22 protein-coding genes and 2 tRNA genes are annotated in these 25,369 nt (G+C 64.4%); 13 read left to right on the plus strand and 11 right to left on the minus strand.

All coding sequences use genetic code 11. From position 1 onward, the window contains the following. Nucleotides 1–164: 164 nt before the first annotated feature. The 6 genes from map to ACQZF9_RS10645 all read left to right on the plus strand — a co-directional run bounded on the left by map (nucleotide 165) and on the right by ACQZF9_RS10645 (nucleotide 8,186). A complete protein-coding gene (gene map, locus ACQZF9_RS10620) occupies nucleotides 165–977 on the plus strand; it encodes a type I methionyl aminopeptidase (protein ID WP_428313204.1) in 813 nt (270 codons plus the stop codon). 89 nt (nucleotides 978–1,066) lie between these two features. Then, complete coding sequence (gene glnD / locus ACQZF9_RS10625; RefSeq protein WP_428313205.1) at nucleotides 1,067–3,760, plus strand: [protein-PII] uridylyltransferase; 2,694 nt, start codon at nucleotides 1,067–1,069, stop codon at nucleotides 3,758–3,760. Nucleotides 3,761–3,778: 18 nt separating this feature from the next. Then, on the plus strand, nucleotides 3,779–4,594 hold the full coding sequence (gene dapD / locus ACQZF9_RS10630; protein WP_428313411.1) for a 2,3,4,5-tetrahydropyridine-2,6-dicarboxylate N-succinyltransferase: 816 nt from the start codon (nucleotides 3,779–3,781) through the stop codon (nucleotides 4,592–4,594). 4 nt (nucleotides 4,595–4,598) lie between these two features. Continuing rightward, nucleotides 4,599–5,750: a succinyl-diaminopimelate desuccinylase gene (dapE, locus tag ACQZF9_RS10635; protein WP_428313206.1), complete on the plus strand. Its 1,152-nt coding sequence runs from the start codon at nucleotides 4,599–4,601 to the stop codon at nucleotides 5,748–5,750. Between the two features lie 62 nt (nucleotides 5,751–5,812). Continuing rightward, nucleotides 5,813–7,081 carry an esterase-like activity of phytase family protein gene (locus ACQZF9_RS10640; protein ID WP_428313207.1) on the plus strand — a complete coding sequence of 423 codons (1,269 nt, stop codon included), beginning with the start codon at nucleotides 5,813–5,815 and terminating at the stop codon, nucleotides 7,079–7,081. Nucleotides 7,082–7,187: 106 nt separating this feature from the next. Next, nucleotides 7,188–8,186, plus strand: a complete 999-nt coding sequence (locus ACQZF9_RS10645; protein WP_428313208.1) for a YheT family hydrolase — start codon at nucleotides 7,188–7,190, stop codon at nucleotides 8,184–8,186. Nucleotides 8,187–8,200: 14 nt separating this feature from the next. Here ACQZF9_RS10645 and ACQZF9_RS10650 read toward each other — a convergent pair whose 3' ends face one another. From ACQZF9_RS10650 to ACQZF9_RS10660, 3 genes are all read right to left on the minus strand, one after another. Beyond that, on the minus strand, nucleotides 8,201–9,115 hold the full coding sequence (locus ACQZF9_RS10650; protein WP_428313209.1) for a 5'-nucleotidase: 915 nt from the start codon (nucleotides 9,113–9,115) through the stop codon (nucleotides 8,201–8,203). A 3-nt stretch (nucleotides 9,116–9,118) separates the two neighbouring features. Continuing rightward, complete coding sequence (locus ACQZF9_RS10655) at nucleotides 9,119–9,907, minus strand: SDR family NAD(P)-dependent oxidoreductase (protein WP_428313210.1); 789 nt, start codon at nucleotides 9,905–9,907, stop codon at nucleotides 9,119–9,121. A gap of 102 nt (nucleotides 9,908–10,009) precedes the next feature. Next, nucleotides 10,010–11,026 carry a class I fructose-bisphosphate aldolase gene (locus ACQZF9_RS10660; protein WP_428313211.1) on the minus strand — a complete coding sequence of 339 codons (1,017 nt, stop codon included), beginning with the start codon at nucleotides 11,024–11,026 and terminating at the stop codon, nucleotides 10,010–10,012. Nucleotides 11,027–11,242: 216 nt separating this feature from the next. Between ACQZF9_RS10660 and ACQZF9_RS10665 the strand changes: the two genes are divergently transcribed. Further along, the gene (locus tag ACQZF9_RS10665; protein ID WP_428313212.1) at nucleotides 11,243–11,923 is read left to right on the plus strand and encodes a YjbF family lipoprotein; all 681 of its coding nucleotides are present in this window, start codon (nucleotides 11,243–11,245) and stop codon (nucleotides 11,921–11,923) included. 19 nt (nucleotides 11,924–11,942) lie between these two features. On the opposite strand, the gene ACQZF9_RS10670 is transcribed toward ACQZF9_RS10665, so the two are convergent. The 3 genes from ACQZF9_RS10670 to ACQZF9_RS10680 all read right to left on the minus strand — a co-directional run bounded on the left by ACQZF9_RS10670 (nucleotide 11,943) and on the right by ACQZF9_RS10680 (nucleotide 17,379). Beyond that, nucleotides 11,943–14,090 carry a YjbH domain-containing protein gene (locus ACQZF9_RS10670; protein ID WP_428313213.1) on the minus strand — a complete coding sequence of 716 codons (2,148 nt, stop codon included), beginning with the start codon at nucleotides 14,088–14,090 and terminating at the stop codon, nucleotides 11,943–11,945. A 3-nt stretch (nucleotides 14,091–14,093) separates the two neighbouring features. Then, entirely contained in the window at nucleotides 14,094–16,937 is a 2,844-nt protein-coding gene (locus ACQZF9_RS10675) for an SLBB domain-containing protein (RefSeq protein ID WP_428313214.1), read from the minus strand. A 178-nt stretch (nucleotides 16,938–17,115) separates the two neighbouring features. Further along, complete coding sequence (locus tag ACQZF9_RS10680; RefSeq protein ID WP_428313215.1) at nucleotides 17,116–17,379, minus strand: hypothetical protein; 264 nt, start codon at nucleotides 17,377–17,379, stop codon at nucleotides 17,116–17,118. A 238-nt stretch (nucleotides 17,380–17,617) separates the two neighbouring features. Between ACQZF9_RS10680 and ACQZF9_RS10685 the strand changes: the two genes are divergently transcribed. Further along, nucleotides 17,618–17,694: transfer RNA gene (locus tag ACQZF9_RS10685), tRNA-Arg, on the plus strand. Between the two features lie 83 nt (nucleotides 17,695–17,777). Here ACQZF9_RS10685 and ACQZF9_RS10690 read toward each other — a convergent pair. From ACQZF9_RS10690 to dapA, 3 genes are all read right to left on the minus strand, one after another. Next, nucleotides 17,778–17,869 (minus strand) — tRNA-Ser (locus tag ACQZF9_RS10690). An 87-nt stretch (nucleotides 17,870–17,956) separates the two neighbouring features. After that, entirely contained in the window at nucleotides 17,957–18,259 is a 303-nt protein-coding gene (locus tag ACQZF9_RS10695; RefSeq protein ID WP_428313216.1) for a hypothetical protein, read from the minus strand. Next, on the minus strand, nucleotides 18,256–19,137 hold the full coding sequence (gene dapA, locus ACQZF9_RS10700; RefSeq protein ID WP_428313217.1) for a 4-hydroxy-tetrahydrodipicolinate synthase: 882 nt from the start codon (nucleotides 19,135–19,137) through the stop codon (nucleotides 18,256–18,258). Before dapA ends, ACQZF9_RS10695 begins: the two co-directional genes overlap by 4 nt. 228 nt (nucleotides 19,138–19,365) lie before the next feature. Between dapA and ACQZF9_RS10705 the strand changes: the two genes are divergently transcribed. From ACQZF9_RS10705 to ACQZF9_RS10720, 4 genes are all read left to right on the plus strand, one after another. Then, nucleotides 19,366–19,905, plus strand: coding sequence for a glycine cleavage system protein R (locus ACQZF9_RS10705; RefSeq protein WP_299691302.1), 540 nt, complete (start codon nucleotides 19,366–19,368; stop codon nucleotides 19,903–19,905). 52 nt (nucleotides 19,906–19,957) lie between these two features. After that, on the plus strand, nucleotides 19,958–20,425 hold the full coding sequence (locus ACQZF9_RS10710) for a peroxiredoxin (protein WP_428313218.1): 468 nt from the start codon (nucleotides 19,958–19,960) through the stop codon (nucleotides 20,423–20,425). A 95-nt stretch (nucleotides 20,426–20,520) separates the two neighbouring features. Further along, nucleotides 20,521–21,909: a PhoH family protein gene (locus tag ACQZF9_RS10715; protein WP_428313412.1), complete on the plus strand. Its 1,389-nt coding sequence runs from the start codon at nucleotides 20,521–20,523 to the stop codon at nucleotides 21,907–21,909. A gap of 12 nt (nucleotides 21,910–21,921) precedes the next feature. Further along, complete coding sequence (locus ACQZF9_RS10720) at nucleotides 21,922–22,251, plus strand: hypothetical protein (protein WP_428313219.1); 330 nt, start codon at nucleotides 21,922–21,924, stop codon at nucleotides 22,249–22,251. Between the two features lie 37 nt (nucleotides 22,252–22,288). Here the strand turns inward: ACQZF9_RS10720 and radA are convergent, their stop codons facing one another. Continuing rightward, nucleotides 22,289–23,656, minus strand: coding sequence for a DNA repair protein RadA (radA, locus tag ACQZF9_RS10725; RefSeq protein WP_428313220.1), 1,368 nt, complete (start codon nucleotides 23,654–23,656; stop codon nucleotides 22,289–22,291). Nucleotides 23,657–23,774: 118 nt separating this feature from the next. Between radA and ACQZF9_RS10730 the strand changes: the two genes are divergently transcribed. After that, nucleotides 23,775–24,587, plus strand: coding sequence for a Stp1/IreP family PP2C-type Ser/Thr phosphatase (locus ACQZF9_RS10730; RefSeq protein WP_428313221.1), 813 nt, complete (start codon nucleotides 23,775–23,777; stop codon nucleotides 24,585–24,587). 16 nt (nucleotides 24,588–24,603) lie between these two features. On the opposite strand, the gene ACQZF9_RS10735 is transcribed toward ACQZF9_RS10730, so the two are convergent. Continuing rightward, nucleotides 24,604–25,290, minus strand: coding sequence for a sugar transferase (locus tag ACQZF9_RS10735; protein WP_428313222.1), 687 nt, complete (start codon nucleotides 25,288–25,290; stop codon nucleotides 24,604–24,606). Nucleotides 25,291–25,369: the final 79 nt, after the last annotated feature.

Raw genomic sequence — 25,369 nt, forward strand, 5'->3', positions numbered from 1 at the left:
GTAGTGATAGCTCACCCAAGATCGGCAGCGGATGGGATTATCAGCCTGATTGCGCTGGCAAAATGTTGATTTTGCGGGTGCTTCCGGACTGATTCGTTGCTTAAAAAAGCGCGGCTTTATATCATGCCCGGCTCACGGAGACAATCCGGACGGACATTCGAGCGATGGATTCTACAGGCAAGCAGCACTCCGGCATTTCGATCAAAAGCACGCCTGCCGAGGTCGAGGGCATGCGCGCCGCCGGCCGTGCCGCCGCCAGCGTGCTGACGATGATCGCGCCGCACGTCAAACCCGGCGTGACCACCGGCGAACTGGACCAGCTGTGCCATGACTACATCGTCAACGAGCTGGACTGCATCCCCGCCCCGCTCGGCTACGGCGCGGCGCCCGGCCGCCCGGCCTTCCCGAAATCGATCTGCACCTCGATCAACCACGTCGTCTGCCACGGCATCCCGGGGCCGAAAGTGCTCAAGCGCGGTGATATCGTCAACGTCGACATCACCGTGATCAAGGACGGCTGGCACGGCGACACCAGCCAGACCTTCTATGCCGGCGAGCCCGGCATCCTCGCCCGGCGCCTGGTCGAGACCACGCGCGAAGCCATGCTCGAGGGCATCCGCAAGGTGCGCCCGGGCGCGACGCTCGGCGACATCGGCGCGGCGATCCAGAAATACGCCGAGGCGCGCGGCTTTTCGGTGGTGCGCGAATACTGCGGCCACGGCATCGGCAAAATCTTCCACGAAGAGCCGCAGGTGCTGCACTACGGCCGCGCCGGCAGCGGCACGGTGCTGCAAGCCGGCATGTGCTTCACGATCGAGCCGATGCTCAACGCCGGCCGCCCCGAGACCAAGCTGCTGCCCGACGCCTGGACCGCGGTGACCAAGGACCACTCGCTGTCGGCGCAGTGGGAGCACACCATCCTGGTGACCCAGGACGGCGTCGAGATCCTGACCCGACGCAGCGACGAGATCGTCTAAACGCAGTTCATCGGTACGACGGACGCGCCACGACCGCCCGGTCGTGAGACAATCCGCCGTCATTTTCCGTGGTTCAACTCAGCCTCCCGATGGGCGCCGAACTCGATTTAGCAGAAGACGAAGCCGCCACCGTTTTTTCGGCGCGCAAAATCCGTACGCGCCTGCGCGCCGACGGCCTCAAACCGGTGAGCGCGTTCCGCGAAACCCTGTCCTGGGGCCGCGACCGGCTGTATGGCCTGTTCGACGACGGCGCACCGGCCGACTCGCTGGTGCATGCGCGCGCGCACATCGTCGACGAGGTGCTGCGCGAGGCCTGGCTGCGCGTGCTGCCCGAGGCGCCCGCCGGCGTCACCCTGGTCGCGGTCGGTGGCTACGGTCGTGGCGAGCTGCTGCCGCATTCGGATATCGACATCCTGCTGCTGCACGTGCCGGGCGCGCTGGAGCAGTATCGCGGCGCGCTGGAACGCTTCACCGCTTTCCTGTGGGACATCGGCCTGGAAGTCGGCCAGAGCGTGCGCTCGGTCTCCGAATGCGTAGACGAGGCCGCCAAGGACATCACCGTCATCACCAACCTGATCGAGTCGAGGCTGCTGATCGGCGACGCCTCGCTGTACTCGCAGATGCAGGCCGCGCTGACGCCGGACAAGGTCTGGCCGGTCGCCGACTTCTTCCGCGCCAAGCGCGAGGAGCAGGCCGCGCGTTACCGCAAGTACGACGACACCGGCTACAAGCTTGAGCCCAACGTCAAGGAAAGCCCCGGCGGCCTGCGCGACATCCACACCGTCGGCTGGGTCGCCAAGCGCCACTTCGGCGCGCAGACCCTGCACGAGCTGCGCGATCGCGGCTTTCTGACCAAGACCGAGTGCGACGAGCTGTTCGCCGGCCAGGATTTCCTGTGGCGCGTGCGCTTTGCGCTGCACATGATCACCGGCCGCCGCGAAGACCGGCTGCTGTTCGACCACCAGATCAAGGTCGCCGCGTTGTTCGGCTATGTCGACGCCGAGCAGCAGCATCATCCGAACTGGGCCGTCGAGCAGTTCATGCAGCTGTATTACCGCACGATCAAGTCGCTGTCCTGCCTCAACGACATGCTGCTGCAGCTGTTCGACGACGCGATCATCCACGGTGATCAGCAGCGGCCGGTCAAGCCGCTGAACTCGCGCTTCCAGATTCGCGGCGACGTCATCGAGGCGCGCGACGAGGAGCTGTTCCGCAAGAATCCGGCAGCGATGATCGAAATGTTTCTGCTGCTGCAGCAGAACCCGAAAATCGGCGGCGTCTCCGCGCAGACCGTGCGCCTGCTGCTGCGCGACAACCGGCTGATCACGGCGGAGGTGCGCAACGACGTGCGCGCGCGTGGCTATTTCATCGAGATGTTCCGCGAAGGCGCCGGGCTGACGCGCAACCTGCGGCGCATGAACCGCTACGGCGTGCTCGGCCGTTATTTACCGGCGTTCGGCAAGGTCGTCGGTCTGATGCAGTACGACTTGTTCCACACCCTGACCGTCGACGAGCACCTGCTCTACGTGCTGCGCAACCTGCGGCGCATGGCGCTCCCGCGTTTCGCCAGCGAGCTGCCGTTCTGCAACGAGCTGTTCAAGAAGCTGGCCAAGCCGGAGCTGCTGTACATCGCCGGCTTCTTCCACGACATGAGCAAGGGCAGCGGCGGCGATCATTCCGAACTCGGCGCGATCGAGGCGACCCGGTTCTGCCTGGATCACGGCCTGTCGCATGGCGACGCCGAGCTGGTGGCCTGGCTGGTCGAGCATCACCTGATGATGTCGCTGACCGCGCAGCGCGCCGACATCAGCGATCCGCAGATCGTCGCGGATTTCGCCGCCAAGGTCGTGCATCGCGAGTGGCTGGATTATCTGTTCCTGATGACGGTCGCCGATATTCGCGCGACCAATCCGGCGTTGTGGAACAGCTGGCGCGAGTCGCTGCTCACCGAGCTATATCGCAGCACCAGCCGCGCGCTGGAACGCGGCCTCGACAACCCGCTGCGCAGCGACGACATGGCCGCCGAAGCCAAGGCCGCGGCGCTGATACTGCTGGCCGGCAGCGGCATTTCCGCCGAGAAGGCGCGCGAAGTCTGGGCGCGTTTCGAAGACGACTATTTCCTGCGGCATTCACCCGAGGAACTGGCCTGGCACCTGCCGGAAATCATCAAGGCGCCGGCGGATGCGTTGCCGCTGATCCTGGTGCAGGCGCTCGACGGCCGCGGCACCACGGTGTTCGTCTACACGCGTGATCGCGATCATCTGTTCGGCCTGTCCACCGGCGTGCTGGCGCGCCTGGGCCTGAACATTCTCGATGCGCGCATCAACACCACCGCCGATGGCTTCACGCTCGACTCCTACGTGGTCATGGAAGGCGACGGCTCGCCGATCACGCAGCCGCACCGCTTCGACGAAATCCGCGATTCGCTGCACAAGGTGCTGGCCGACACCGCGATCTCGGTGGTCGATGTCAACCGCCGCATGCCGCAGAAGCTCAAGCACTTCAGCACGCCGACCAACATCAGCTTCAGCCTCGACGGAGTGCGCAACCGCACCATCCTGGAGATCGTCACCGCTGACCGGCCCGGCCTGCTGTCGCTGATCGGCCGGGTGTTCCACAAGCGCGCGATCCTGCTCGACGCCGCCAAGATCGGCACCATCGGCGAGCGCGCCGAGGACGTGTTCTTCATCACCGATCAGGCTCATCAGCCGATCACCGACAAGCTGCTGGAAGAGCTGCGCGAAGTGCTGATCCGCACGCTCGACCACGCGATCCCCAACTGACATCCAAGAAAAATGAATCTGCTCGAACTAAGAGTCACCATCGAACATGCCTGGGAGCGCCGGGATACGCTGAGCGCCAGCGACGCCGGCGTGCGCCAGGCCGTGCTGTCGGCGATCGATCTGCTCGACAGCGGCAAGGCCCGAGTCGCCGAACCCACCGCCACTGGCTGGCAGGTTAACGACTGGCTGAAGAAAGCCGTGCTGCTGTTCTTTCGGCTGCACGACAACGTGCCGATCGAAATGGGCGCGCTGTCCGGTTACGACAAGGTGCCGCTGAAGTTCGAAGGCTGGACAGCGGCCGACTTCAAGGCGCTCGGCGCACGCGTGGTGCCGCCGGCCGCGGTGCGCAAGGGCGCGCATATCGCCGGCGGCGCGATCCTGATGCCGAGCTACGTCAACATCGGCGCGTATGTGGGCAAGGGCACGATGGTCGACACCTGGGCCACGGTCGGCAGCTGCGCGCAGATCGGTGAGCGCGTGCACCTGTCCGGCGGCGTCGGCATCGGCGGCGTGCTCGAGCCGCTGCAGGCTTCGCCGACGATCATCGAGGACGACTGCTTCATCGGCGCGCGCAGCGAGATCGTCGAAGGCGTCATCGTTGAGAAAGGCGCGGTCATTTCGATGGGCGTTTTCATCGGCCAGAGCACGCCGATCTACGATCGCGCGACTGGCGAAATCAGTTACGGCAAGGTGCCGGCCGGCGCCGTCGTCGTCGCCGGTTCGCTGCCGAAAGACGGCGGCCGCTACAGCATGAACGCGGCGATCATCGTCAAGCGCGTCGACGCGCAGACCCGCGCCAAGGTCGGTATCAACGCGCTGCTGCGCGACGACTAAAGCGATGGCCGACGGCAACAACAACTCGCCGCACGGCGCGGTGTTCGATCTGCTCAGCGAGCTGATCTCGCGGCGCTCGCTGACGCCCGACGATGCCGGCTGCTGCGATCTGCTGGAATCGCGTCTGGCGCCGCTGGGTTTCCGCTTCGAGCGCATCGACGCCGAAGGCGTGACCAATCTGTGGGCAACCTTGGGCAGCGGCGCGCCGTTGATGATCCTCGCCGGCCACACCGACGTGGTGCCGACCGGGCCGCTGGAGAAATGGCTCAGCGATCCGTTCACGCCGACGGTGCGCGACGGCGTGCTCTACGGCCGCGGCGCCGCCGACATGAAGTCCGGCATCGCGGCGATGATCTGCGCGGTAGAGCGAGTGCTGGCCACCGGTCCGCTGCGCGGCACCCTCGCGTTCCTGATCACCAGCGACGAGGAAGGCATGGCGCGGCACGGCACGCGTCACGTCGTCGAGGTGCTGCGCGCGCGTGGCGTCAAGCCGGACTACGCGATCGTCGGTGAAGCCTCGAGCAACGAGACGCTGGGCGATCGCATCGTCGTCGGCCGACGCGGTTCGCTGGGCTGCAATTTGCGCGTGCTCGGCAAGCAGGGGCATGTCGCCTACCCGCACAAGGGCGACAACCCGGTGCACAGGCTGATGCCGGCGCTGGCGGAAATGGTCGCGACGCAATGGGACGCCGGCAATGCGCACTTTCCGCCGACCTCGTTCCAGATTTCCAATTTCCACAGCGGCACCGGCGCCAACAACGTGATCCCGGGCGAAGCGGACGTGGTGTTCAACTTCCGCTACTGCACCGAGTCCACGGCCGAGAGCCTGAAAGCACGCGTGCACGCGATCCTGGATCGTCATTGCCCGCGCTACGAGGCCGACTGGTGGCATACCGGTGAGCCCTTCCTGACCGAGCAAGGCGAGCTGATCCGGGCTGCAGTCGCGAGCATCCAGGACCTCACCGGCAGCGCACCGGAATTCTTCACCGGCGGCGGCACCTCGGACGCGCGTTTCATCGCGCCCTGGGGCGCGCAGACCGTCGAACTCGGGCCGATCAACGACAGCATCCACAAGCTCAACGAGCACGTGAAGATCGAAGATCTCGAGCGCCTGAGCCGGCTGTACGAAGGCATCCTGAGGCGACTGCTGGGCTGACACGACCCGGTCATCTGAGCGCCCTACTGTTCGCGCTCCGAAAAAAGACTGGGGAGTGTTTCATGCTGAAATCTCGTATCGCGCTCGCGGCTGGCCTGCTGTTCGGCGCCGCCGTGGCAGTTCCGGCGCAAGCCGCCGTCGTGTTGCTCGGTGTCGGCAGCATCCCCGGCAATGCGACCGACCAGTCCGGTCTGAGCGGCCTGCTCGAAGACGGCGTGACGCCGAAGAATCAGGTCGGCGGTTTCGGCTCCGCCATTACCTATAGCGGCAAGAACAATCGCTTCCTGGCTACGCCCGATCGCGGCCCGGCCGACGGCACCACCAGCTACATCGATCGCCTGTACAAGATCGACCTCAAGCTCAAATCAACCGGCCCCTACGGCCCGAACAGCTACACGGTGACGCCGACCCTGAGCGGCACCTCGCTGCTGTCAAACAAGAGCGGCGAGCAGTACACCGGCTACAACCTGGAGTTCGACGCCACCGGCTCCACCGACAGCCTGCGCCTGGATCCCGAAGGTATTCGCGCCGATCACTGCGGTGACAGCGTTTACGTCTCCGACGAATACGGCCCCTATCTCTACCAGTTCAAGCTCAACGGCCAGCAGACCGGCAAGCCGGTCAAGCTCCCGGCCAAGCTCGGCATCGACCTGCCGTCGTCCGACCCGGCTGCCGAACTCGCCAACAATGCCTTCGGCCGTCAGGCGAACCGGGGCATGGAAGGCTTGGCGATCAGTCCCGATGGCAGCAAGCTGTTCGGCCTGATGCAGAACGCGCTGATCCAGGATGGCGCGCTGGATCCGGCGCTGAAGCGAGTGGCGACGAACTCGCGCCTGATCGAAATCAACCAGAGCAGCGGCGAAATCAAGGAGTACTACTATCCGCTGGAGACCAAGGACTACGGCCTCAACGAGATCCTCGCGGTCAACGACCACCAGTTCCTGGTGATCGAACGCGACGGCAAGGCCGGCGCCTCCGCCGCGTTCAAGAAGCTCTATTTGATCGACATCGCCGGCGCGACCGACATCCGCGGTATCAAGAGCCTGCCGGCGACCGGCGTGCCGTCCGGCGTCACGCCGGTCAGCAAGACCTTGTTCCTGGACCTGCTCGACCCGGCCTACGGCCTGGCCGGCGCCAGCTTCCCGGAGAAGATCGAAGGCCTGGCCTTCGGCCCCGATCTGAAAGGCGGCCAGCACACGCTGATCGTCACCAACGACAACGACTTCGTCACCGCCAACCCGTCGAACTTCTACGTGTTCGGCATCGACGCGGCCGACCTGCCCGGCTACCAGCCGCAGCAGTTCGGCAGCTGCGACACGACGCTGGAGTAAGCCAGGCTTGCTTCATAAAAAGCCCGGCTCCGGCCGGGCTTTTTATTGGATGACTGCCGCCTGGCCTCGCGATGGCTTAGGCTGCGCAGCATCACTGGAGCCCGCGTTGATTCGAACACTCGCCGATCACGGCCCTGTCTTCACCCCGCCCTTCGGGCTGCGCAGCAACACGCTGCAGACCATCATCGCGACCAAGCGGCCTGCGCGCCGGCTGTGGCAGCGCCGCGGCATCGACATCGAGCCGCTGTCGACACCTCACGTGCTCGACTGCGGCGACGGCGTGCGCCTGACCGGACGGCATACGCCGCGCGAACATGCGCTCGGCCTGGTCGTGCTGATCCACGGCTGGGAAGGCAGCCACGAATCCAACTACCAGTATTCGATGGCCTGCGCGCTGCACCGCGAGGGCTACAGCGTGTTCCGACTGAACCTGCGCGACCATGGCGGCACGCATGATCTGAATGCCGATATGTTCCACTCGGCGCGCATGGGCGAAGTGTTCGGCGCGATTCGCGCGGTGCAGGCTTTCGATCCGTTGCTGCCCTTGTTCGTCGTCGGCTTCTCGCTGGGCGGCAACTTCGCGCTGCGTGTCGGCATGCAAGGCCCGGCGGCCGGTGTAGAGCCGAAACTGTCGATCGGCATTTCACCGGCGATCCATCCGCGGCACACGCTAGAGGCGATCGACAACGGACCGAAGCTTTTTCACGGCTATTTCCTCAAGAAATGGCGGCTGACGATGGATCTGAAATCCGAGGCCTGGCCCGGCCGCTACGACTTCGAGCGCCACCGCGCGTCGAAGAACTTCGTCGAGATCACGCGCTTTTTCGTCGAGGATTACAGCGAGTACGCGACCGTCGAGGACTACTTCGAGCGCTACACGCTGACGCCGGACATGCTGCTGAACTCGGCCTCGCCGCTGGCGATCATCACCGCGAAAGACGACAGCGTGATCCCGGTAGCGGACTTCGACGGGCTATCGGCCCGCGCCTCGGTCCTCGGTTTCGACGCCTTCGATCATGGCGGCCATTGCGGCTTCATCGAAGACTGGGCCCTGAATGCCTGGACCGAGCCGCGCGTGCTGCAGTTGCTGAGGCAAGCCGCTTAATTGCGACAGGCCGCCTAGGTCCGTTTCAGTGGATTGGAAATCCCTGAGGCGACGTGGCCGGTCGGCGCGAACAGCGAAGCCGAGTCGCAGTGCCGGGTCTGGTCGTCGAAGAAGAAATCCGGCTCGAATTCACGCAGGAATTCGCCTTTGTCGAGACCGCCAAGGAACATCGCCTCGTCGACTTCCAGACCCCATTCCATCAAGGTGCGCACCGCGCGCTCGTGCGCCGGCGCGCTGCGCGCGGTGACCAGCGCGGTGCGCAGGCGCATCGGCGCGAAACCTTCACTGGCCTGCTGCAAACGATGCAGCGCGAGCAGCAACGGCTGGAACGGACCAGGCAATAAAGGCAGCCCGGCTTTCTCGGTCTCGTGTGCGATGAACGCATTGAGTCCGTCGCTCTGGAACACGCGCTCGGCCTCGTCCGAGAACAGCACCGCGTCGCCGTCGAAGGCAATGCGTACTTCGTTCGGATACTGCTGGGCCGCTCGTGCCGAATCCGGATACACGCGGGCCGCCGGCACACCGGCGGCGAGCGCATCGCGCACGTCGGCCTCGTTGGCAGACAGGAACAGCACCGAGCCCAGCGGACGCAGATAGCGATACGGCGAACGGCCGCGCGTAAACACGCCACGCTCGATCGCGAGCCTGTATTCCTGAGCCGAACGAAACACGCGCAAGCCCGACACCGGATCGTTGCGAGACAGGATCACCACCTCGACCAGATTCGATTCGCTGGTGTTGAACGACAGCAGCTTCTGCACCAAAGGAAACGCGACACCGGGCTTGGCGATACGATCGAGGCGATCGAGCTGCAGGCGCATGTAGGCGCGATCGTCGCTGCCCTCGAAGACCAGGTTTTCTTCCTCGAAATCGAACAGCGCGCGCGACGACAGCGCAACCACGAGTTTGCCCTGCAGACTGACGGCCATCGCTCAGGTCACTTTGGCGCGCTTGAGCGCATACGACATCACGCCGGGCAGAAAGCGCTTGCCCCAGATGATCAGCGCCTCCTTGCCGATCGCGATTTCGTCCTTGTCGGTGGCGACCGCGTTCCAGATCTTGCGCGCGCACAGGCCGGCGTCCATGCCGCGGCTTTGACCCGGGTCCATCTGGCCATGCGCGGCGCCGCTGCCGGTGATCGCGTTGATCGACACATTCGTCTTGATGTAGCCGGGGCACACCGTGGTAAAGCGCACGTTCTCGCGCCACAGCTCGGAGCGCGCTGCGTCGAAGAAGCCCTGTACCGCGTGCTTGGCCGCGGCGTAGCCGCTGCGCTGCGGCGTGCCGACATAACCCACGACACTGGAAATGGTGACGACATGTCCGCCGCCACGCGCGACCATGCCCGGCAGCACGGCCTTGGTCAGCGCCACCGGCGCGAAGAAATCCAGCTCAAAAATGCGCCGGTAGACGTCCATCGACGTCTGCAGCACCGAGCTGCGCTGCGAGATGCCGGCGTTGTTGACCAGCACGTCGATCGGGCCGAAGAACGCCTCGGCCTGCGACAGCGCCGACGCCGGATCGAAGTCGGTCAAATCGAGCGGCAGCACCGCGACGTTCTTCAGATGCAGACAGGCCGCGCGCACTCGTTCGAGTTCGCCGGCGCGGCGCGCCGACAGGATCAGCTTCGCGTTGCGTTGGCTCGCTTCCAGTGCGAGCGCCTCACCGATGCCGCTGGAGGCGCCGGTGATCCAGACGGTCTTGCCTGCAATATCGGTCATGTCTATTCCTTACGCTCAAAAGCAATCGCCCCCGACCGGCGATGCCGATCGGGGGCGATTGTAGTACGGCTACTGCCGCCGGTTAGCCGCCAATCTGGCTGATCAGGCAGCCTTCTCCAGCGACTTGTCCCACTTGCCGAGCGCGGCCAGGCCATTCATCTTGGCGCGGTGCAGATGCGCGGCCTTGCCGGCCTCGACATTCTTGCCGCCCCAGGCCTTCAGCGCCGCGGCCTGCAGCGCACGACCGTACGAGAAGGTCAGGCCCCAGGTGAAGCCGCCGATCTTGTTCATCGCGTCGAGATGCGCGGTGGCAAGCTCGTCGCTCTGGCCACCGGACAGGAAGGCGATGCCGGGAACGGCGATCGGCACGCGGCGCTTGAGCACCTTCAGCGTGCGCTCGGCCACTTCCTGCACGCCGGCCTGGGTCGGGCACTTGATGCCGGAGACGACCATGTTCGGCTTCAGCACGATGCCTTCCAGCAGCACCTTTTGCTGGTACAGCTCGTTGAACACCGCGGCGAGTACGCGATCGGTGACCGCTTCGCAGACTTCAACGCTGTTGTCGGCATCCATCAGCACTTCCGGCTCGACGATCGGCACGATGTCGGCTTCCTGGCACAGCGCCGCGTAACGGGCCAGCGCATGCGCATTGGTGTGGATGGCGTAATCGGACGGGGTGCCGTCGCCGATGACGATGACGCCGCGCCACTTGGCGAAGCGCGCACCGGCCGCCTTGTACTTCTGCAGGCGCTCGCGCAGGCCGTCGAGGCCTTCGGTGATGGTTTCCTCGGCGCCGCCGCCGAACAGCGGCTTGGCGCCCTGGTCGACCTTGATGCCCGGGATCACGCCCTTGGACGCGAGCAGTTCCGGGAACGGCACGCCGGCCAGGCTCTTCTGGAACAGGGTTTCCTCGAACAGGATCACACCCGAGGTGTACTTCTCGAAGTCCGGCGTGTTGAACAGCATGTCGCGGTAGGCCTGGCGATTGGCCTCGACGTTCTCGATGTTGATCTTGTCGAAGCGCTTCTTGATGGTGCCGGTCGACTCGTCAGCGGCGAGGATGCCACGGCCCGGCGCCACCATGGCGCGAGCGGTTTCGTTCAAAATCTTCTCGTTCACTCTTAAACCCCATAGAAAGCAGCGGAATAGACACAATATTTGCTAGCAGATTGTAACGAGAGCAGCGCAGGCTTGACCAGACCCGGCGGCTTTTCGTCCAGATGCAATCCAGCCGCGAATCACATCGAGCCAATCAGCGATACTGGCTGCAGACCAAGCCCGGCCCGCCGGGTTCAATGCCGCTATCGGCGGCCGATCAAGGACCCAATCCGTTCAATGGAGTTCACCCGCACGCCCGCGCTGACGCGGCGAAAACTGCTCGCCGCCGCTGCCGCCGCCGTCGCCAGCGGCTGCAGCCAGACGCCGACCCTGCAGCTGGTCAAGGACAGTTTCTCGCTGGTCGGGCCACAGGGCTCGGCCTACCCGCGTACGCGCGAGCAGGTCGACGCGCTGCCTTATGCCCAGCTCGGCGTTCGCATCGGCAGCGGCGCACGCGGCATCATGGTGCTGGCCGAGAAAAACGGTGATGACCTGCAATGGCTGTCGGCCAATCGCATCATGCTGCTGACACGCCGCGGCCGCATCGTCAGGACCGTGGGTCTGCCCACCGACCTGTCTGGCTGCGCGCTCTACGGCCCCGACCTGCTCGAGCAATACAACTTCGAAGCACCGGCCGCGCCCGCCAGCGTGCTCCGCCGCAGCATCGACATCGGTTCGGCCTTCGGTATTCCGGTGCAGTCGAAATTCACCATTGAAGGCGAGGAAACCATCACGATCCTCGACCAGAAAATCGACAGCCTGCGGATTCGCGAAGACCTGGATTCCAGCGACCGCAAATGGCGCAAGCCAAACCGCTACTGGCTGAGCAAGCGCAGCGCGCTGATCTGGCGCAGCCTGCAGTACGTGACACCCAATGACGCGCCTCTGGAGCTCGAAATACTGAAGCGGCCGGCCTGAGCCAGCGCGCTTCGGCTCATCACTTGAGCACGTCGACCCAGCTGGAATCGGGGTCGAAGCGGCCGGCCTCGTCGATACCATAGAGGTTGACGCCGTCCCTGACCTTCTGGCCGCCGTCGCGCGTCAGCGGACGGAACACGAGATTCGCGCCTTTGCGCGTGGAGCGCGGGAAGAACAGGTCGAAGGGCAGATAGATAAAGAAGCCCTTGTCGAACTTGCCTTCGCCGAAGTCCTCGGCAGACACATTGGTCTTGGTCGCGAAGGCGCCGACGACGACGCCGCTGGCGAACTGCCGCGACAGTTCCACCGTGCTGCCGTAGTCGCGCGCCAGATAGCGGCCAACGCTGACGTTCAAATGCAGGTCGTAGAACGGCAGATCGAAATAGCCGGTCAGATGGCCGGTGGCGACGGAATAGTCCTGGAATCCGAGGCGCTGATCGAAGTCGCGCTTGCGCACCCAGTTGGTGTCCAGCCCAACCGCCCAGGGTGAATACGCCTTGCTGTACAGCACTTCGCCGGCAACGCCACCATACATTTCTTCAAAAATGCCGGCCGAAAGCCGCGCTTTCCAGTCGGTCGCCGGAGACCAGACATAGTTGGTCTCCAACTTCACCAGATTGTTCTCGCCCTGTTTCAGATACTGGACGATATCGCTGCGCACATGTGGCAGCGAGCTGGTATCACGCACTTTCAGGCCATCGAAATTGTTGTAGATATTGACGCCGACCGCGCCCGAAACCGACCACTGCTCGTTCAAGGTAACCGTGGCATTGGTGCGCCACCACAGCTGGCCGAAATAAAAATCATCGGGGCCGCCGACATGCTGGCGCAGCGCTGGGCCCATTCCCCATGAGAAACCGGGGTAATGGATGAAATCCTGGTATTGGGCCGCCTGATAGGCTGCGTCTCGCGGTGCATCGACCAGCGCGCTGGCACGCAGCTCTTCGGAACTGCCCTTGAAATCGATGAAATCCTGTAACTGCTTGCGCATCACCGTGACGCGATACGTCTCGTTCTTGCCGGAGACGTTGATCACGGTGAAGGACTGATACTCGTCCGGCACCATCGTCGCCAAGGTCTGACCGACGCGGCCGACCACGCGGTGCGGGTCACGCGCGAAGGACTGCACCACCCAGGCCGTGACGTCCGCGCGGGCCGGATCCGTATCCAGCGCCACCAGCTCGATCTGCTGGCGTTTGAGTTCGGAGCGAATTTTTTCGACGGCCGCCGCATCGATCGACGGCGCTTTCTCGACGGCGGCGCCGTTGGCCTTGGCCTGCGCCAGATAAGCCGGCGTCGGCGGGCTGTCGAGCACCTTGGCCGGGCCGCGAGTGCGAATCAGATTGGTGAACGCCGACACGCGCAGCATGGCGGTGTCACCGCGCTCCAGGCCGGCCGACAGATCCACCGAATCCCAGATCCGCCAATTGAACGCGAAATTGACCGGCAGGTGCACCTGCTGGTTATTGGAGAGCGCCTCGGCTGTGTAGTTGTTGCCGTCGTACTCCAGCTTCAGGCTCAGATGCTCCAGCGGCGTCTGCCACTGCACGCCGCCGAAGGGTGCCACTTCCCTGCCGCGGAAAAATCGCTTGCCTTCGAAGCCACCTGGGCCGTCGGACGCAGGGCGTTCGTCGAAGCTGCCGGACAGCAGTCCCAGCGGATTGCGAATACCGCCGCGCGTGCCCAGCCGCCCCCAGCCCAGACCGAAGCTGAAATCCAGGTCGTGGACGCGCCGGCTTGCGACCAGATATTCGCTGGCGAACAGGCCGGTGCCGCCGATGTCCATCACGCCCAGCGACACATTCGGCAGATAGTCGCCCTCCTCGATCAGCCTGATCTTGAAGTCGACACCGCGATCCTTGTACGTCTGATTGCCGCTGAAGTCTTCGGGCCCATACAGCCGGTTGCTGATTTCCACGTAGCGCAGCTGCGTTTCCAGCCAAGGCAGCAGCTGCACACCCATCAGCAGCTGGCTGTACGGCGACTGCAGCGAAATGCCCACGTTCAGCTGGCCATCCTCGGCCATGCGCGCCGTCGGCGTCTGCATCAGGCCGACGAAGCCGAAGTCGTTAGACGAATACTCTTCCGCGGCCCTGGTGGGTGCGACGATTGCGACGCTGATCGCCGCGGTGATCGTCCAGGGCCGCGCCCATCCGGAAATCTTCAAGGGCTAGTTGTTTCCGATGGTGACCAGCGCAGCCGTCGAAATGGCCAGGCTGGAGAAGATGCTGAGCAGGCGCTCGGACAGCAGCAGCTTGTTCAGGGGAGCAGCATTGCGCGGCACGATGATCAGGCTGCCTGGCGGAACATCCTGCTTCTGGAAATTCCAGGCGCTGAGCTTGAGCGGTTTGGCCTCGCCGTTCGGGAACACGATGAAAGCGCGTTTCTTGTCCGCAGCCTGGCCGATGCCGCCGGCATGCTCGATGTAGTCCTCGGCCGTGTTGCCGGCGACGAAACTCTGCGAGCCGGGATTGAGTACCTGGCCGGCGACGCTGACCGAGGACGGCCGCTTCGGAATCAGCAAAGCGTCGCCGGCTTCCATCAGCACGTCCTGCTCGGGCCGCAGCCGCAACACGGCTGGGTCGGCCTGCACGACGACGCGACCCGCGGCCTTGGCATTCTGCAAGCGCTTGATCACGCCGTCGAGGAACGTCGCAGTCGATGACACATCGCCGGTCAAGGTGCCACTGGTCACGACCGTGACGACGGCTTCCTGCAGTTCGTTGGCGGCGCGCTTGTACGAGGCCTCTTCGGCGCTGCGCGCGCTTTCGCGCGTGAACACCGAGCCGTAGGGATAGGCGTTGACGGTCAGCCCGCCGGCGCGCTCGATGATCTGCGACATGGTTTCGCCGCGCATCACACTGTAAGTGCCGGGGAAGCGCACTTCTCCGATCAGCCGCACCGAGCCGATTTCCTGATCCAGGTACAGAGCGCGGAAATTGAATACATCGCCGGCCGAAATCGCATGCTCCGCCGTCGATGCCTGGGTGAGATCCAGCGTCTGGTACTTGGCCTTGCCGTTGCTCAAGGCGTCCTGGTACGACACATATTCGACGTTGCGCGAATCGCTCTCGCTGGTCGGGCCGGCCACCGCCTGCATCAGCAGCTTGAAGTCGGTGCCATCGGCAACCGGATAAACGCCGGGGCGCACCACTTCGCCGTAGACACCGACGCTCTTGTCGAGCAGATACGGCAATGCGCGCGGCACCTCCTCAAAGATCTGCGGGCATTCGACCCGGCTACGCGAGGCCTTCTGCAGGCGCAGACTCTCCGACGACAGCGCGCGCAGGAAGCGCACCGCACGCTGGCTGTTGACGATGCGCTGCAGCTCGACCAGGCCCTCGCAAGTCTTGGCGGCAGCGACCGGCTTGCCTTCCAGTGCGGATTCGACGTCGCGCGACGTCAGATAGGCGATGTCCTCACGGCCGAATACGATCACCACGTCGTTGGGCTGCAGCGCGATCGGCTCGCCCACGGCGTTCAGTGCATTGGCGACATTAAACGAAACGAAGCCGCGAATGCCGGTCTGCGGATTGGTACGCTCGATCGCGCCCAGCGGCAAATAGACTTCGGCCTGGATATCCGACTCGCGCACGCCTGCGAGCTCCAGCACCGAACTCAGGCTGCGACTTTCGCTCCACGGGTAACTGCCGGGATATTTGACGTAGCCGGTGACGCGGATCTCGTTGGAAATCTGCCGGGCAATCTTGCGTACGCGCACCACGTCACCGTCATGAATCGGCGCCGCCAGATCGGCGGCCTTGGCGATGTCGAAATTCAGCACCTGGCGCTCGGCCGCGGCGGTCACTCGCTCGACTTCCACCGACGTCTGGTCGCTGGTCGCCAGCCGGCCACCGGCCAGCGCGATGGCATCGGCCAGCGAACGTTCGCCGCTGAGTTCGTAAATCGCCGGGCGTTTGACTTCGCCCTCGACCGTCACGCGCGATGCGACCGGCGGTACAAACACCACGTCACCGGGTTGCAGGCGCACGTCGTTGCTGGAATCGCCCCCGAGCAGGAAGCGATACAGATCCATGGTCTGCACTACCTGACCGCCGCGCTTGAGCTGCACGCGGCGCAGCGAACCGACCGCGCTGACGCCGCCGCTGACGAACAGGGCGTGCGTCATCGTCGACAGCGACGACACGGTGTACGAGCCCGGGCGCCGCACGTCGCCAAGAACGAACACCCGCATCGAGCGCAGGCGGCCCAGCGTGACGCTGGCCGTGGTGCCGATCATCTCCTTGCTAACGCGTCCTTCGAGCAGCGTCTGCAGCTCGTCGAAACGCAGGCCGTTGGTGCTGATCGGCCCCAGCTTCGGGAAGTTGACGGTGCCATCGCGCGAGACCAGCAAGGTGAAGGTTTCGTTCTGATTGCCGAACAGCTGGACGCGAATATTGTCGCCCGGCCCGATCACGTAGTCGCCGGGCACCGGAATGTCGGTCGCCGGAGCGAAGGTGTTGGGCACACCGGAGAACAACTCGTAGCCGAAAGGCCGCGGCTTCTTGTAGATCGCACCGTTGGCTCGCTGACTTCTGGCAAACCGATCGTCGGCGTCACGATCGTAGCTGTCGCGAGCATCCGGTCGCGGGTCGCGACTCAGGTTGCTACGGGCATTGTTGCCACGGTTGTCGCCCGACCCCTGGCCCTGCTTGTGCGGATTGGCGAAGGTTCCCTCCGAAGCGTCCCGAACCGTGGACTCGCGGTTGTCATATTGCGAGCCGCGCCGGCTCCCCGCGCCGTCAGCCAACGGGTAGTCATATGCGTTGTTCGCATCCGGTCCGCCATAAGAGTCGTCATTGACGGAATCCGAGCGGATGATCTGCGGATTCTGCAGCGTCTGATCCTGATTGCTGGTGCTACTGGAACCGGAGCCCATGCCGCTGAGCAAGCGTTCCTTGTCTTCGCTGCTCAGCTGAGACAATACCGAAGGATCGATCAGCGAAGTCTGCGACCAGACATTGCTCGCCGAGATCAACAGCAGAATGCCGGACAGGCGGCAGAGCGAGCGCACAACAGCTCTCATTCAGAAATTCCCCGGAGCTAAGCGAAGCAACCAACATCGATATCGGATTGCCATTCACTGGCCGATCACGCGAATGCGTAATGGACTCATTGACGATTTTAAAACAGAAAAAAGGCCAGCAAGAGCTGGCCTTTTTACCTCCGGAGCCGAGCCCCGAAGTCAGCGATCAGTTCGTGGCGGTTGCCGTGCTGGTGCTGGTGGACGTGCTGGTGCTGGTGGACGGCGACGAGTCGTTGGCGTCGTCGCCGGCGGCGGCGTTGACGACCACACCAATCACCGCAGCGGTAGCAGCCGCAATGCCGACGGTCAGGCCGACGTTGGTGCCCTCTTCGGCGCCGGCACCGGAGCCGCCGGTGGAACCCTGCTCAGCAGCGAACGCCGTTCCATTGGCGAGCATTCCCAGTAACGCAACAGCCAAAAACTTCTTCATGCCAATCTCCAATATGTAGAACGATCACGTGCGAGCAGTACTCTTCCGGCCACTTTACTCAATGACGGAGCGATTGCCAACCCTTGTTTTCTGAACGGAGTGAAGCACTTCGCAGCCTTAGGGCAGGCTGAACGATCTTCGCCCACCGCGCCGCAGGTTCGCTTTTTGCCCGCGGACGTCGTGTTGGCGCATCAAAAAAACGCGATGAATGGCGGCGTTTCCCTTAACATTGCGCCGCGCGCCCGTAGCTCAGTTGGATAGAGCACTCGCCTTCTAAGCGAGTGGTCGCTGGTTCGAATCCAGCCGGGCGCACCAGCTACCGCCAGACAGACACGTCGCCCGCAACGAGTCAAGCAAGGGAATTTGGCCAGCGCAGGCGCGAGGCGCTGCAGAATAATTGGCGGAGAGAGAGGGATTCGAACCCTCGATACGGTTTGACCCGTATACACGCTTTCCAGGCGTGCTCCTTAAACCACTCGGACATCTCTCCGCGGACAAAACCGGCCCTTCGCAACCGCGAGGGCCGGCATTATAGCGGCCCGATCGGCGATTCGGGGCCGTTATTTGATCGATTCGATCAAGTTTTAGACGGCGCCGCAGCCGGTGCGGTCGTCGCTGCCGGCATCGTCGGTGGCTTGTCCAGGCAAACGCCCGCGCCTTCCTCGTTGCGGTAGCCGAACGGCACGACGGCGGTCGGCGGCGGCGGGATGCGCAGCGCGGTCGCGGAGTCCGGCAGGCTGAGGCCGGCGACCGGGGTCAGCGGCGGGCGGTTCTCGGCATGCGCGTACTTCTGCTCTTTCAGGCAGTAGTTGTTGGGTGCGCAAGCCGCCAGCAGCGTGACGGCGGCAATGACGATCAGCGGGCCGCTGAAAGACCTCATGAATGGACTCCGGCCGCGCGCAGCGCAGCAGCGACGACAGCGTGGAAAGAAGGATCGAGCGGCACCAGCGGCAGGCGAATACCGGCCGGCAGGCGGCCCATCTGCTGCAGCGCCCACTTGACCGGGATGGGATTGGGTTCGCAAAACAGGTCGCGGTGTAGCGGCGCCAAACCGGCATCGATCTCGGCGGCACGCGCGCCATCGCCGGCCAACGCGGCCATGCACAGCTCGTGCATCAGACGTGGCGCGACGTTCGCGGTCACCGAAATGTCGCCGTGGAAGCCGAGCAGAATGGATTCGCGGGCGGTGGCGTCGTCGCCGGAATACAGCGCGAAATCGGCCGGCAGCTTCAGCGCCAGCAAATCGCGTGAACGCTGCAACTCACCCTTGGCTTCCTTGAGCCCGACGATGCCGGGGATTCCGGCGAGGCGCGCCACCGTCGCCGGCAGCATGTCGCAGCCGGTGCGGCCGGGCACGTTGTAGAGGATCAGCGGCAAATCGACGCTTTCGGCAATCTTCTTGTAATGCCGGTACAGGCCTTCCTGCGGCGGCTTGTTGTAGTACGGCGTGACCAGCAGCGCAGCGTCGGCGCCGGCGCTCTTGGCGGCGGCGGTCAACTCGATCGCCTCGGTCGTGGAATTGGCGCCGGTCCCGGCGATCACCGGCACGCGGCCGGCGGCGCGAGCGAGCACACGGCGGATCACTTCCAGGTGCTCGTCGACGTCGAGCGTCGCCGATTCGCCGGTGGTACCGACCGCGACGATGGCGTCGGTGCCTTCGGCGATATGCCAGTCGACCAGCGCGTCCAGACTCGTAAAGTCGACAGCGCCGGACGCCTCCATCGGCGTCACCAGTGCAACGAGACTGCCCTTGATCATGAGTGAGCGCGGATCGCAGTAAGTGGTGGAACAGCTTCGAATCGCCCGGCCTGAGCAGACCGCGATGGCGCGGGAGTATACCCGCAGACGCGCCGCCACGAGCCAGGCACGGGCCGCAGCGAAGGGGTATGGGAGATCTGACCGCCGGGCTGCAAACAGGTTCGGCTGAGCGTTCGACTTTTACAGGTCCGCTGCCTAAACTCGTTCATCCATTCTGACAGCGACACGATGTCCGCCCAAGACAGCCTGCTTTCCATTTCCGTTCTCGCCCGGGCCCGCGCCAATATCCCGCTCGAGTTGTTCCGCGCCATCCGTGAACGGGGCTGTGAGGTCGAAGATTGCCGCATCGCCCCGATCGGCGACCGCCTGGCCGCCAACTTGGTCGTCTCCGGCAACTGGAGCGCGCTGGGCCGGCTGGAGACCGCGCTGCCGGGCATCGCGCAGAAGCTGGACCTGCAGGTGCGCTTCGAGCGCTGCGGCCCGCGCGAACAGAACCCGGAATTTCGCCCCTACGCCGCCGACGTGATCGCGCCGCAGCAGCCCGATCTGCTGGTGCACCTGCTGGAGTTCTTCAACAGCCAGGACGTCGAGGTCGCCGAGATTTCCACGCAAAAGTACGCGTCCAACTACACCGGCGCGGAGATGTGCAGCGTGCAGATGGTGCTGCACGTGCCGGTCAACCAGCATCCGCAGGCGCTGCGCGAATCCTTCATGGATCTGTGTGACGATCTGAACGCCGACGGCATGCTCGACCCGATCAAGACCTGATCGCCATCTGATATCCGCGCGCCCCGCTATCGAGTGAGAACCTAGACCGACAATGAGCCTGAGCCCCGGCGACTCCCTCCCCGACCTGACCCTGCCCGCCAATGGCGGCCGCAGCATCAGCCTGAAAAAGGAGTTCAAGGGCAAGAAGCTGGTCGTCTACTTCTACCCGAAGGACAACACGCCGGGCTGCACGCTCGAGGGCCAGGATTTTGCCCGGCTCTATCCCGAGTTCGTCAAAGCCGGTGCCGATGTCGTCGGCGTCAGCAAGGACAGCGTGCGCGCGCATGACAACTTCTGCGCCAAGTTCGGCTTCCCCTTCGCGCTGTTGTCGGATACCGACGAGGCGATGTGTAGCGCCTTCGGCACCATCGTCCAGAAGAAACTCTACGGGCGCGAATATCTGGGCATCGATCGCAGTACCTGGCTGTTCGATGGCAAAGGCAAGCTGGTGACACAGTGGCGCAGCGTCAAGGTCAAGGGCCACGCGCAAGCGGTGCTCGACGCAGTGAAGGCGATGTAGGCAACAGCAGCAAACCCAAGCGGTCTCGCAGTTCTCTATCGACCTAATAGGAACCCGTGAAGAAAAAAATCTTTGTTCTGGACACCAACGTGCTGATGCACGACCCGAGCAGCCTGTTCCGCTTCGAGGAACACGACCTGTTCATACCGATGGTGGTACTGGAAGAACTGGATGGCCTGAAAAAAGGCACGACGGACACGGCGCGGACCGCACGCCAGATCAGCCGCCTGCTGGACGAACTGGTCGCCGGCAAGGACCACGCGCAAATCGAAAAAGGCCTGTCGATCCCGACCGGCATTGGCCGCCACAACGGCCCCGCCAGCGGCGGACGTCACGGCCAGGAAGCCAGCGGCAAGCTGTTCTTCCAGACCCAGGCCACCGCGCAGACGCTGCCCGGCATTCTTCCCGGCAACAAGGCCGACAACAGCATCCTGCTGACGGCGCTGTCGCTGCAGGGCCAGCAGTCGGGCCGCAAGGTCACGCTGGTCAGCAAGGACATCAACCTGCGACTGAAGGCCGCGATCGTCGGTGTCCACACCGAGGATTATCACAACGACCAGGTGCTCGACGACCTGGATCTGTTGCCCAGCGGCTACACGCAGTTGTCGGATGACTTCTGGTCGACGCACGGCGACAAGATGGAAAGCTGGCAGGACGAGCGCGGCCGCGCCAACTACAAGCTGCGCGGCCCCAGCGTCAAAGAGTGGCATGCCAACCAGTTCCTGTTCATGCCCGACGAAAACGAGCGTGGGCTCGAACTGATGGTGCAGGCCATCGAAGGCGACACCGCCAAGCTGCGCGTGATCCGCGACTACCGCGCCGGCAAGACGCCGGTCTGGGGCATACACGCGAAGAATCGCGAGCAGAATTTCGCACTGAACCTGTTGCTCGATCCCGAGATCGACTTCGTCACCCTGCTCGGCACGGCCGGCACCGGCAAGACCCTGTTGACGCTCGCTGCCGGTCTCGCGCAGGTGCTCGACGAATCGCGTTATCGCGAAATCATCATGACGCGCGTGACCGTGCCGCTGGGCGACGACATCGGCTTTCTGCCGGGCACCGAAGAAGAAAAGATGACGCCGTGGATGGGCGCGCTGATGGACAACCTGGAGGTGCTGACACAGACCAGCAGCGCCGGCGACTGGGAGCGTGCGGCGACCAATGACCTGCTCTCCAAGCGCATCAAGGTGCGCTCGATCAACTTCATGCGTGGCCGCACTTTCCTCAACCGCCTGATCATCATCGACGAAGCGCAGAACCTGACCAGCAAGCAGATGAAAACGCTGATCACGCGCTGCGGCCCGGGCAGCAAGATGATCTGCCTGGGCAACCTCGGCCAGATCGACACGCCGTACCTGAGCGAGACGACTTCGGGCCTGACCTACGTCGTCGACCGCTTCCGCGGCTGGGGCCACGGCGGCCACGTCACGCTGGCGCGCGGCGAGCGTTCGCGCCTGGCGGCTTACGCATCAGAAGTGCTCTGAGGCGCAGCGACGATGCTCGGCAAACTGAAGGGCATGAAGGACGGCGCGATTTCGCTGTTCCTGAAAAGCTTCATCAACGAGAAGCTGTCCAAGTTCGGCGAAGTGCTGGAATGCCAGGTCGACACCGCCGGCAATCGCGTGCAACTGAAGGTCATGCTGAAAGGCGAGCAAGGCGCGATCGATCTGGCGGTCGATCGCTACGAGGTGGAACGGGCCGGCGACGACCGCTTCATTCGCCTGAAGACCTTTTCGTGCTCTCGTGAATGGATAGCCCTGGCGCTGAATCAGCGCCTCGCCGACAAGCCTTTCAAGTTGCCGTCGGCGGTCGCGGGCTTGCTTTGATGGGATGCAACGCGGCGACGCAAGGTCGCCGCGTGTTCTAGAGCGCTTCGTTCAGCGCCTGATCGATACGCGCAACCGCGACGATTTCCAGATCGAGCTTCGCTGCCTTACGCGGGCGATTCGATTCCGGCACGATCGCGCGCTTGAATCCGTGCTTGGCCGCTTCCTGCAGGCGTTCTTCGCCGTTCTGCACCGGCCGGATTTCACCGGCCAGCCCGACTTCGCCGAACACCACCGTGTCGTTGGCCACCGGCTTGCCACGAAAGCTCGACAGTGCCGCCAGCAGCAAGGGCAGATCCGCCGCCGGCTCCTGGATGCGCATGCCGCCGACGACGTTGGCGAAGACGTCCTGATCGGCCAGCGAGATGCCGCCATGACGATGCAGCACCGCCAGCAGCATGTTCAGACGATTGCTCTCGAGGCCTAGCGTCACGCGGCGCGGACTGCCGCCGTGGCTCGCGTCAACCAGTGCCTGCACCTCGACCAGCAGAGGGCGGCTGCCCTGGCGCGTCACCGTGATCACGCTGCCCGGCACCGGCTGATCGTGGCGCGACAGGAACAGCGCCGAGGGATTGCTGACCTCCTTCAGACCCGCATCGGTCATCGCGAACACGCCGAGTTCGTTGACCGCGCCGAAGCGGTTCTTGACCGCGCGCACGATGCGAAAGCGGCTGCCGGCGTCGTGCTCGAAATACAGCACGGTGTCGACCATGTGTTCGAGCACGCGCGGGCCGGCGATCGCGCCTTCCTTCGTTACGTGTCCGACCAGAATCACCGCGGTACCGCTGGCCTTGGCGTGACGCACCAGCCGCGCCGCGCATTCGCGCAACTGCGACACCGAACCCGGAGCCGAATCCAGCGCGTCGGTGTACAGCGTCTGGATCGAATCGATGACGACAAGACCGGGCTTATGCCGCGTCAGCTGGTCGAGAATTCGCTCGACACCGGTCTCGGCGAGCACCGGCAGATCCAGCCGCGGCAGTCCGAGACGGCTCGCGCGCAGGCGCACCTGCGACAGCGATTCTTCGCCGGTGACATAGAGCGTATCGAGCCGCCCTTCCAGCGCGGCGAGCACCTGCAACAGCAAGGTGGATTTGCCGATGCCCGGATCGCCACCGATCAGGATCACCGCGCCCGGCACGATACCGCCACCGAGCACACGGTCCATTTCCGGCAGGCCGGAGGCGACGCGCGGCGCGTCTTCGGTTTCGACTTCGTGCAGGCGCTCGATGCGCGTTTCGCCCGCGATCGCGGCGCGTCGATCGGGCGTGGCGCTGTCACCGACGGTCTCGACCAGCGTGTTCCAGGCACCGCATTCGGCGCACTGCCCGGCCCATTTCGGCGACTCCGCGGCGCAGGCCTGGCAGATGTAACGAACCGACTTTTTGTTTGCGAGTTTTGCCATGCGCACAGTATGCCGGCTGCCGCCGGCAACGTCCGGACGCGCCCGCTGGGGCCGCCGACAGTGGCCTACGCACGACACGCACTGTCGCGGCCGGCACGCTGCTAATAGACTTCGCATCATGGGATCGCACAACAAGCTGGCCACCAGCCTCGCCACCAATGTCGGCCGCGTACGGACCAACAACGAAGACTCCCTGGCCGAGGATCGCGACCTCGGCCTGCTGGTGCTGGCCGACGGCATGGGCGGCTACAACGCCGGCGAAGTCGCCAGCTCGATCGCGACGTCGACCATCGTCGAAATCGTCAAGCGCGACTGGCCCACGACCGGCGCCGACGACGCCGCGATCAAGGCGCTGCTAAACCTCGCCGTGCACACCGCCCACGACCGCATCCGCTCGCGTGCCGCCGCCGATCCGGACTGCGCCGGGATGGGCACGACCGCGATCGCCTGCCTGTTGAACGGCAGCCGCATGTGGATCGCGCATATCGGCGACTCGCGGCTGTATCGCTGGCGCGAGCAAAGCCTGAGCCAGCTGACCCAGGACCACTCGCTGCTCGAAGAGCTGGTGTCCCGCGGCCACTACAGCCGGGAAGACGCCAGCCGGCTGGTACGCAAGAACATCGTCACCCGCGCGCTCGGGGTGGAAGACGAAATCAGCGTGGATCTGCTCGACCAGCCGCTCCATGCAGGCGACCTGCTGCTGCTGTGCTCCGACGGCCTCACCGACATGCTCGACGACACCGCGATCGCGGCCATCCTGGATGCACCGGGCAGCGAGCTGAAAGCCTTGACGCAGGCCTTGATCGAAGCCGCGCTGACGGCCGGCGGCCGCGACAATATCTCGGTCGCATTGGCGCTGGTGGAACAGTTGGAGGGCTCCGGCCCGGTCAGCTGGAGCGAACGCCTGCGCAAGTGGTGGCAGGCGGACTGAAGCGCTCTGAGCGAACTCAGTAGGCGCCGTTGCCGGTAACCACGACCCTGACGGTTTTCACCAGGATCGACAGGTCCAGCAGCAGGCCCTTGTTGCGCGAATAGTACACATCCATCGCCACGCGACGGCGATAGCAGGCGTCGCTGCGGCCCGTCACCTGCCACAGGCCGGTCAGCCCCGGCTTGGAGCCCAGGTAAGTACCGAGGTTGCGGCCGTACATGCGCAGCTCGTCGCGGACGATGGGCCGCGGGCCGACCAGGCTCATGTCGCCGCGGATCACGTTCCAGACCTGCGGCAGCTCGTCGAGGCTGGTCTTGCGCAGAAAGCGGCCGATCGGGGTGATCCGCGGATCGTCGCGCAGCTTGCGGATTTCCTGCCATTCGGCGGCCAGCGCGTCGTCCGAATTGAGAAGTTCTTTCAGGCGCTCCTCGGCGTTGGGCACCATCGTCCGGAACTTGTAACAGCGAAAGCTGCGACCGTTCAGACCGACGCGCTCGTGCGGGAAGAAAACCGGGCCGCCGCTGCGGCGGACCGCCAGCACGATGCACACCATGACCGGCGCAAAAACCAGCGCCAGCAGCGCCGAGCCGAACAGGTCGAAGGCGCGCTTGAGGCGGTCGTAGAATCCACGAGACGGCAGACGGTCGGTCCGCCCCCAGTCGCGTGAATCGTGAATCCAGGCTTCATCAGACGCAGCAGCCAATGGTAAGGCTAGCTCGCCGTCAAAGTCGGCTTCGGCCATTGATCGAAATACCCTTGCTCGTTAGGCCTCGCCCGAGGGC

Origin of the sequence: Hydrocarboniphaga sp. (assembly GCF_965279055.1) — a bacterium.
Classification (GTDB): Bacteria; Pseudomonadota; Gammaproteobacteria; order Nevskiales; family Nevskiaceae; genus Hydrocarboniphaga.

Bases quoted from the DNA above. Each gene is read 5' to 3' on its own strand.
- ACQZF9_RS10680 (WP_428313215.1), bottom strand. From the start codon at position 17,379: ATGAAGAAGTTTTTGGCTGTTGCGTTACTGGGAATGCTCGCCAATGGA.
- dapE (WP_428313206.1), top strand. From the start codon at position 4,599: ATGGCCGACGGCAACAACAACTCGCCGCACGGCGCGGTGTTCGATCTG.
- ACQZF9_RS10695 (WP_428313216.1), bottom strand. From the start codon at position 18,259: ATGAGGTCTTTCAGCGGCCCGCTGATCGTCATTGCCGCCGTCACGCTG.
- dapA (WP_428313217.1), bottom strand. From the start codon at position 19,137: ATGATCAAGGGCAGTCTCGTTGCACTGGTGACGCCGATGGAGGCGTCC.
- ACQZF9_RS10730 (WP_428313221.1), top strand. From the start codon at position 23,775: ATGGGATCGCACAACAAGCTGGCCACCAGCCTCGCCACCAATGTCGGC.
- ACQZF9_RS10655 (WP_428313210.1), bottom strand. From the start codon at position 9,907: ATGACCGATATTGCAGGCAAGACCGTCTGGATCACCGGCGCCTCCAGC.
- radA (WP_428313220.1), bottom strand. From the start codon at position 23,656: ATGGCAAAACTCGCAAACAAAAAGTCGGTTCGTTACATCTGCCAGGCC.
- ACQZF9_RS10715 (WP_428313412.1), top strand. From the start codon at position 20,521: ATGCACGACCCGAGCAGCCTGTTCCGCTTCGAGGAACACGACCTGTTC.
- glnD (WP_428313205.1), top strand. From the start codon at position 1,067: ATGGGCGCCGAACTCGATTTAGCAGAAGACGAAGCCGCCACCGTTTTT.
- ACQZF9_RS10640 (WP_428313207.1), top strand. From the start codon at position 5,813: ATGCTGAAATCTCGTATCGCGCTCGCGGCTGGCCTGCTGTTCGGCGCC.
- map (WP_428313204.1), top strand. From the start codon at position 165: ATGGATTCTACAGGCAAGCAGCACTCCGGCATTTCGATCAAAAGCACG.
- ACQZF9_RS10705 (WP_299691302.1), top strand. From the start codon at position 19,366: ATGTCCGCCCAAGACAGCCTGCTTTCCATTTCCGTTCTCGCCCGGGCC.
- ACQZF9_RS10650 (WP_428313209.1), bottom strand. From the start codon at position 9,115: ATGGCCGTCAGTCTGCAGGGCAAACTCGTGGTTGCGCTGTCGTCGCGC.
- ACQZF9_RS10710 (WP_428313218.1), top strand. From the start codon at position 19,958: ATGAGCCTGAGCCCCGGCGACTCCCTCCCCGACCTGACCCTGCCCGCC.
- ACQZF9_RS10665 (WP_428313212.1), top strand. From the start codon at position 11,243: ATGGAGTTCACCCGCACGCCCGCGCTGACGCGGCGAAAACTGCTCGCC.
- ACQZF9_RS10720 (WP_428313219.1), top strand. From the start codon at position 21,922: ATGCTCGGCAAACTGAAGGGCATGAAGGACGGCGCGATTTCGCTGTTC.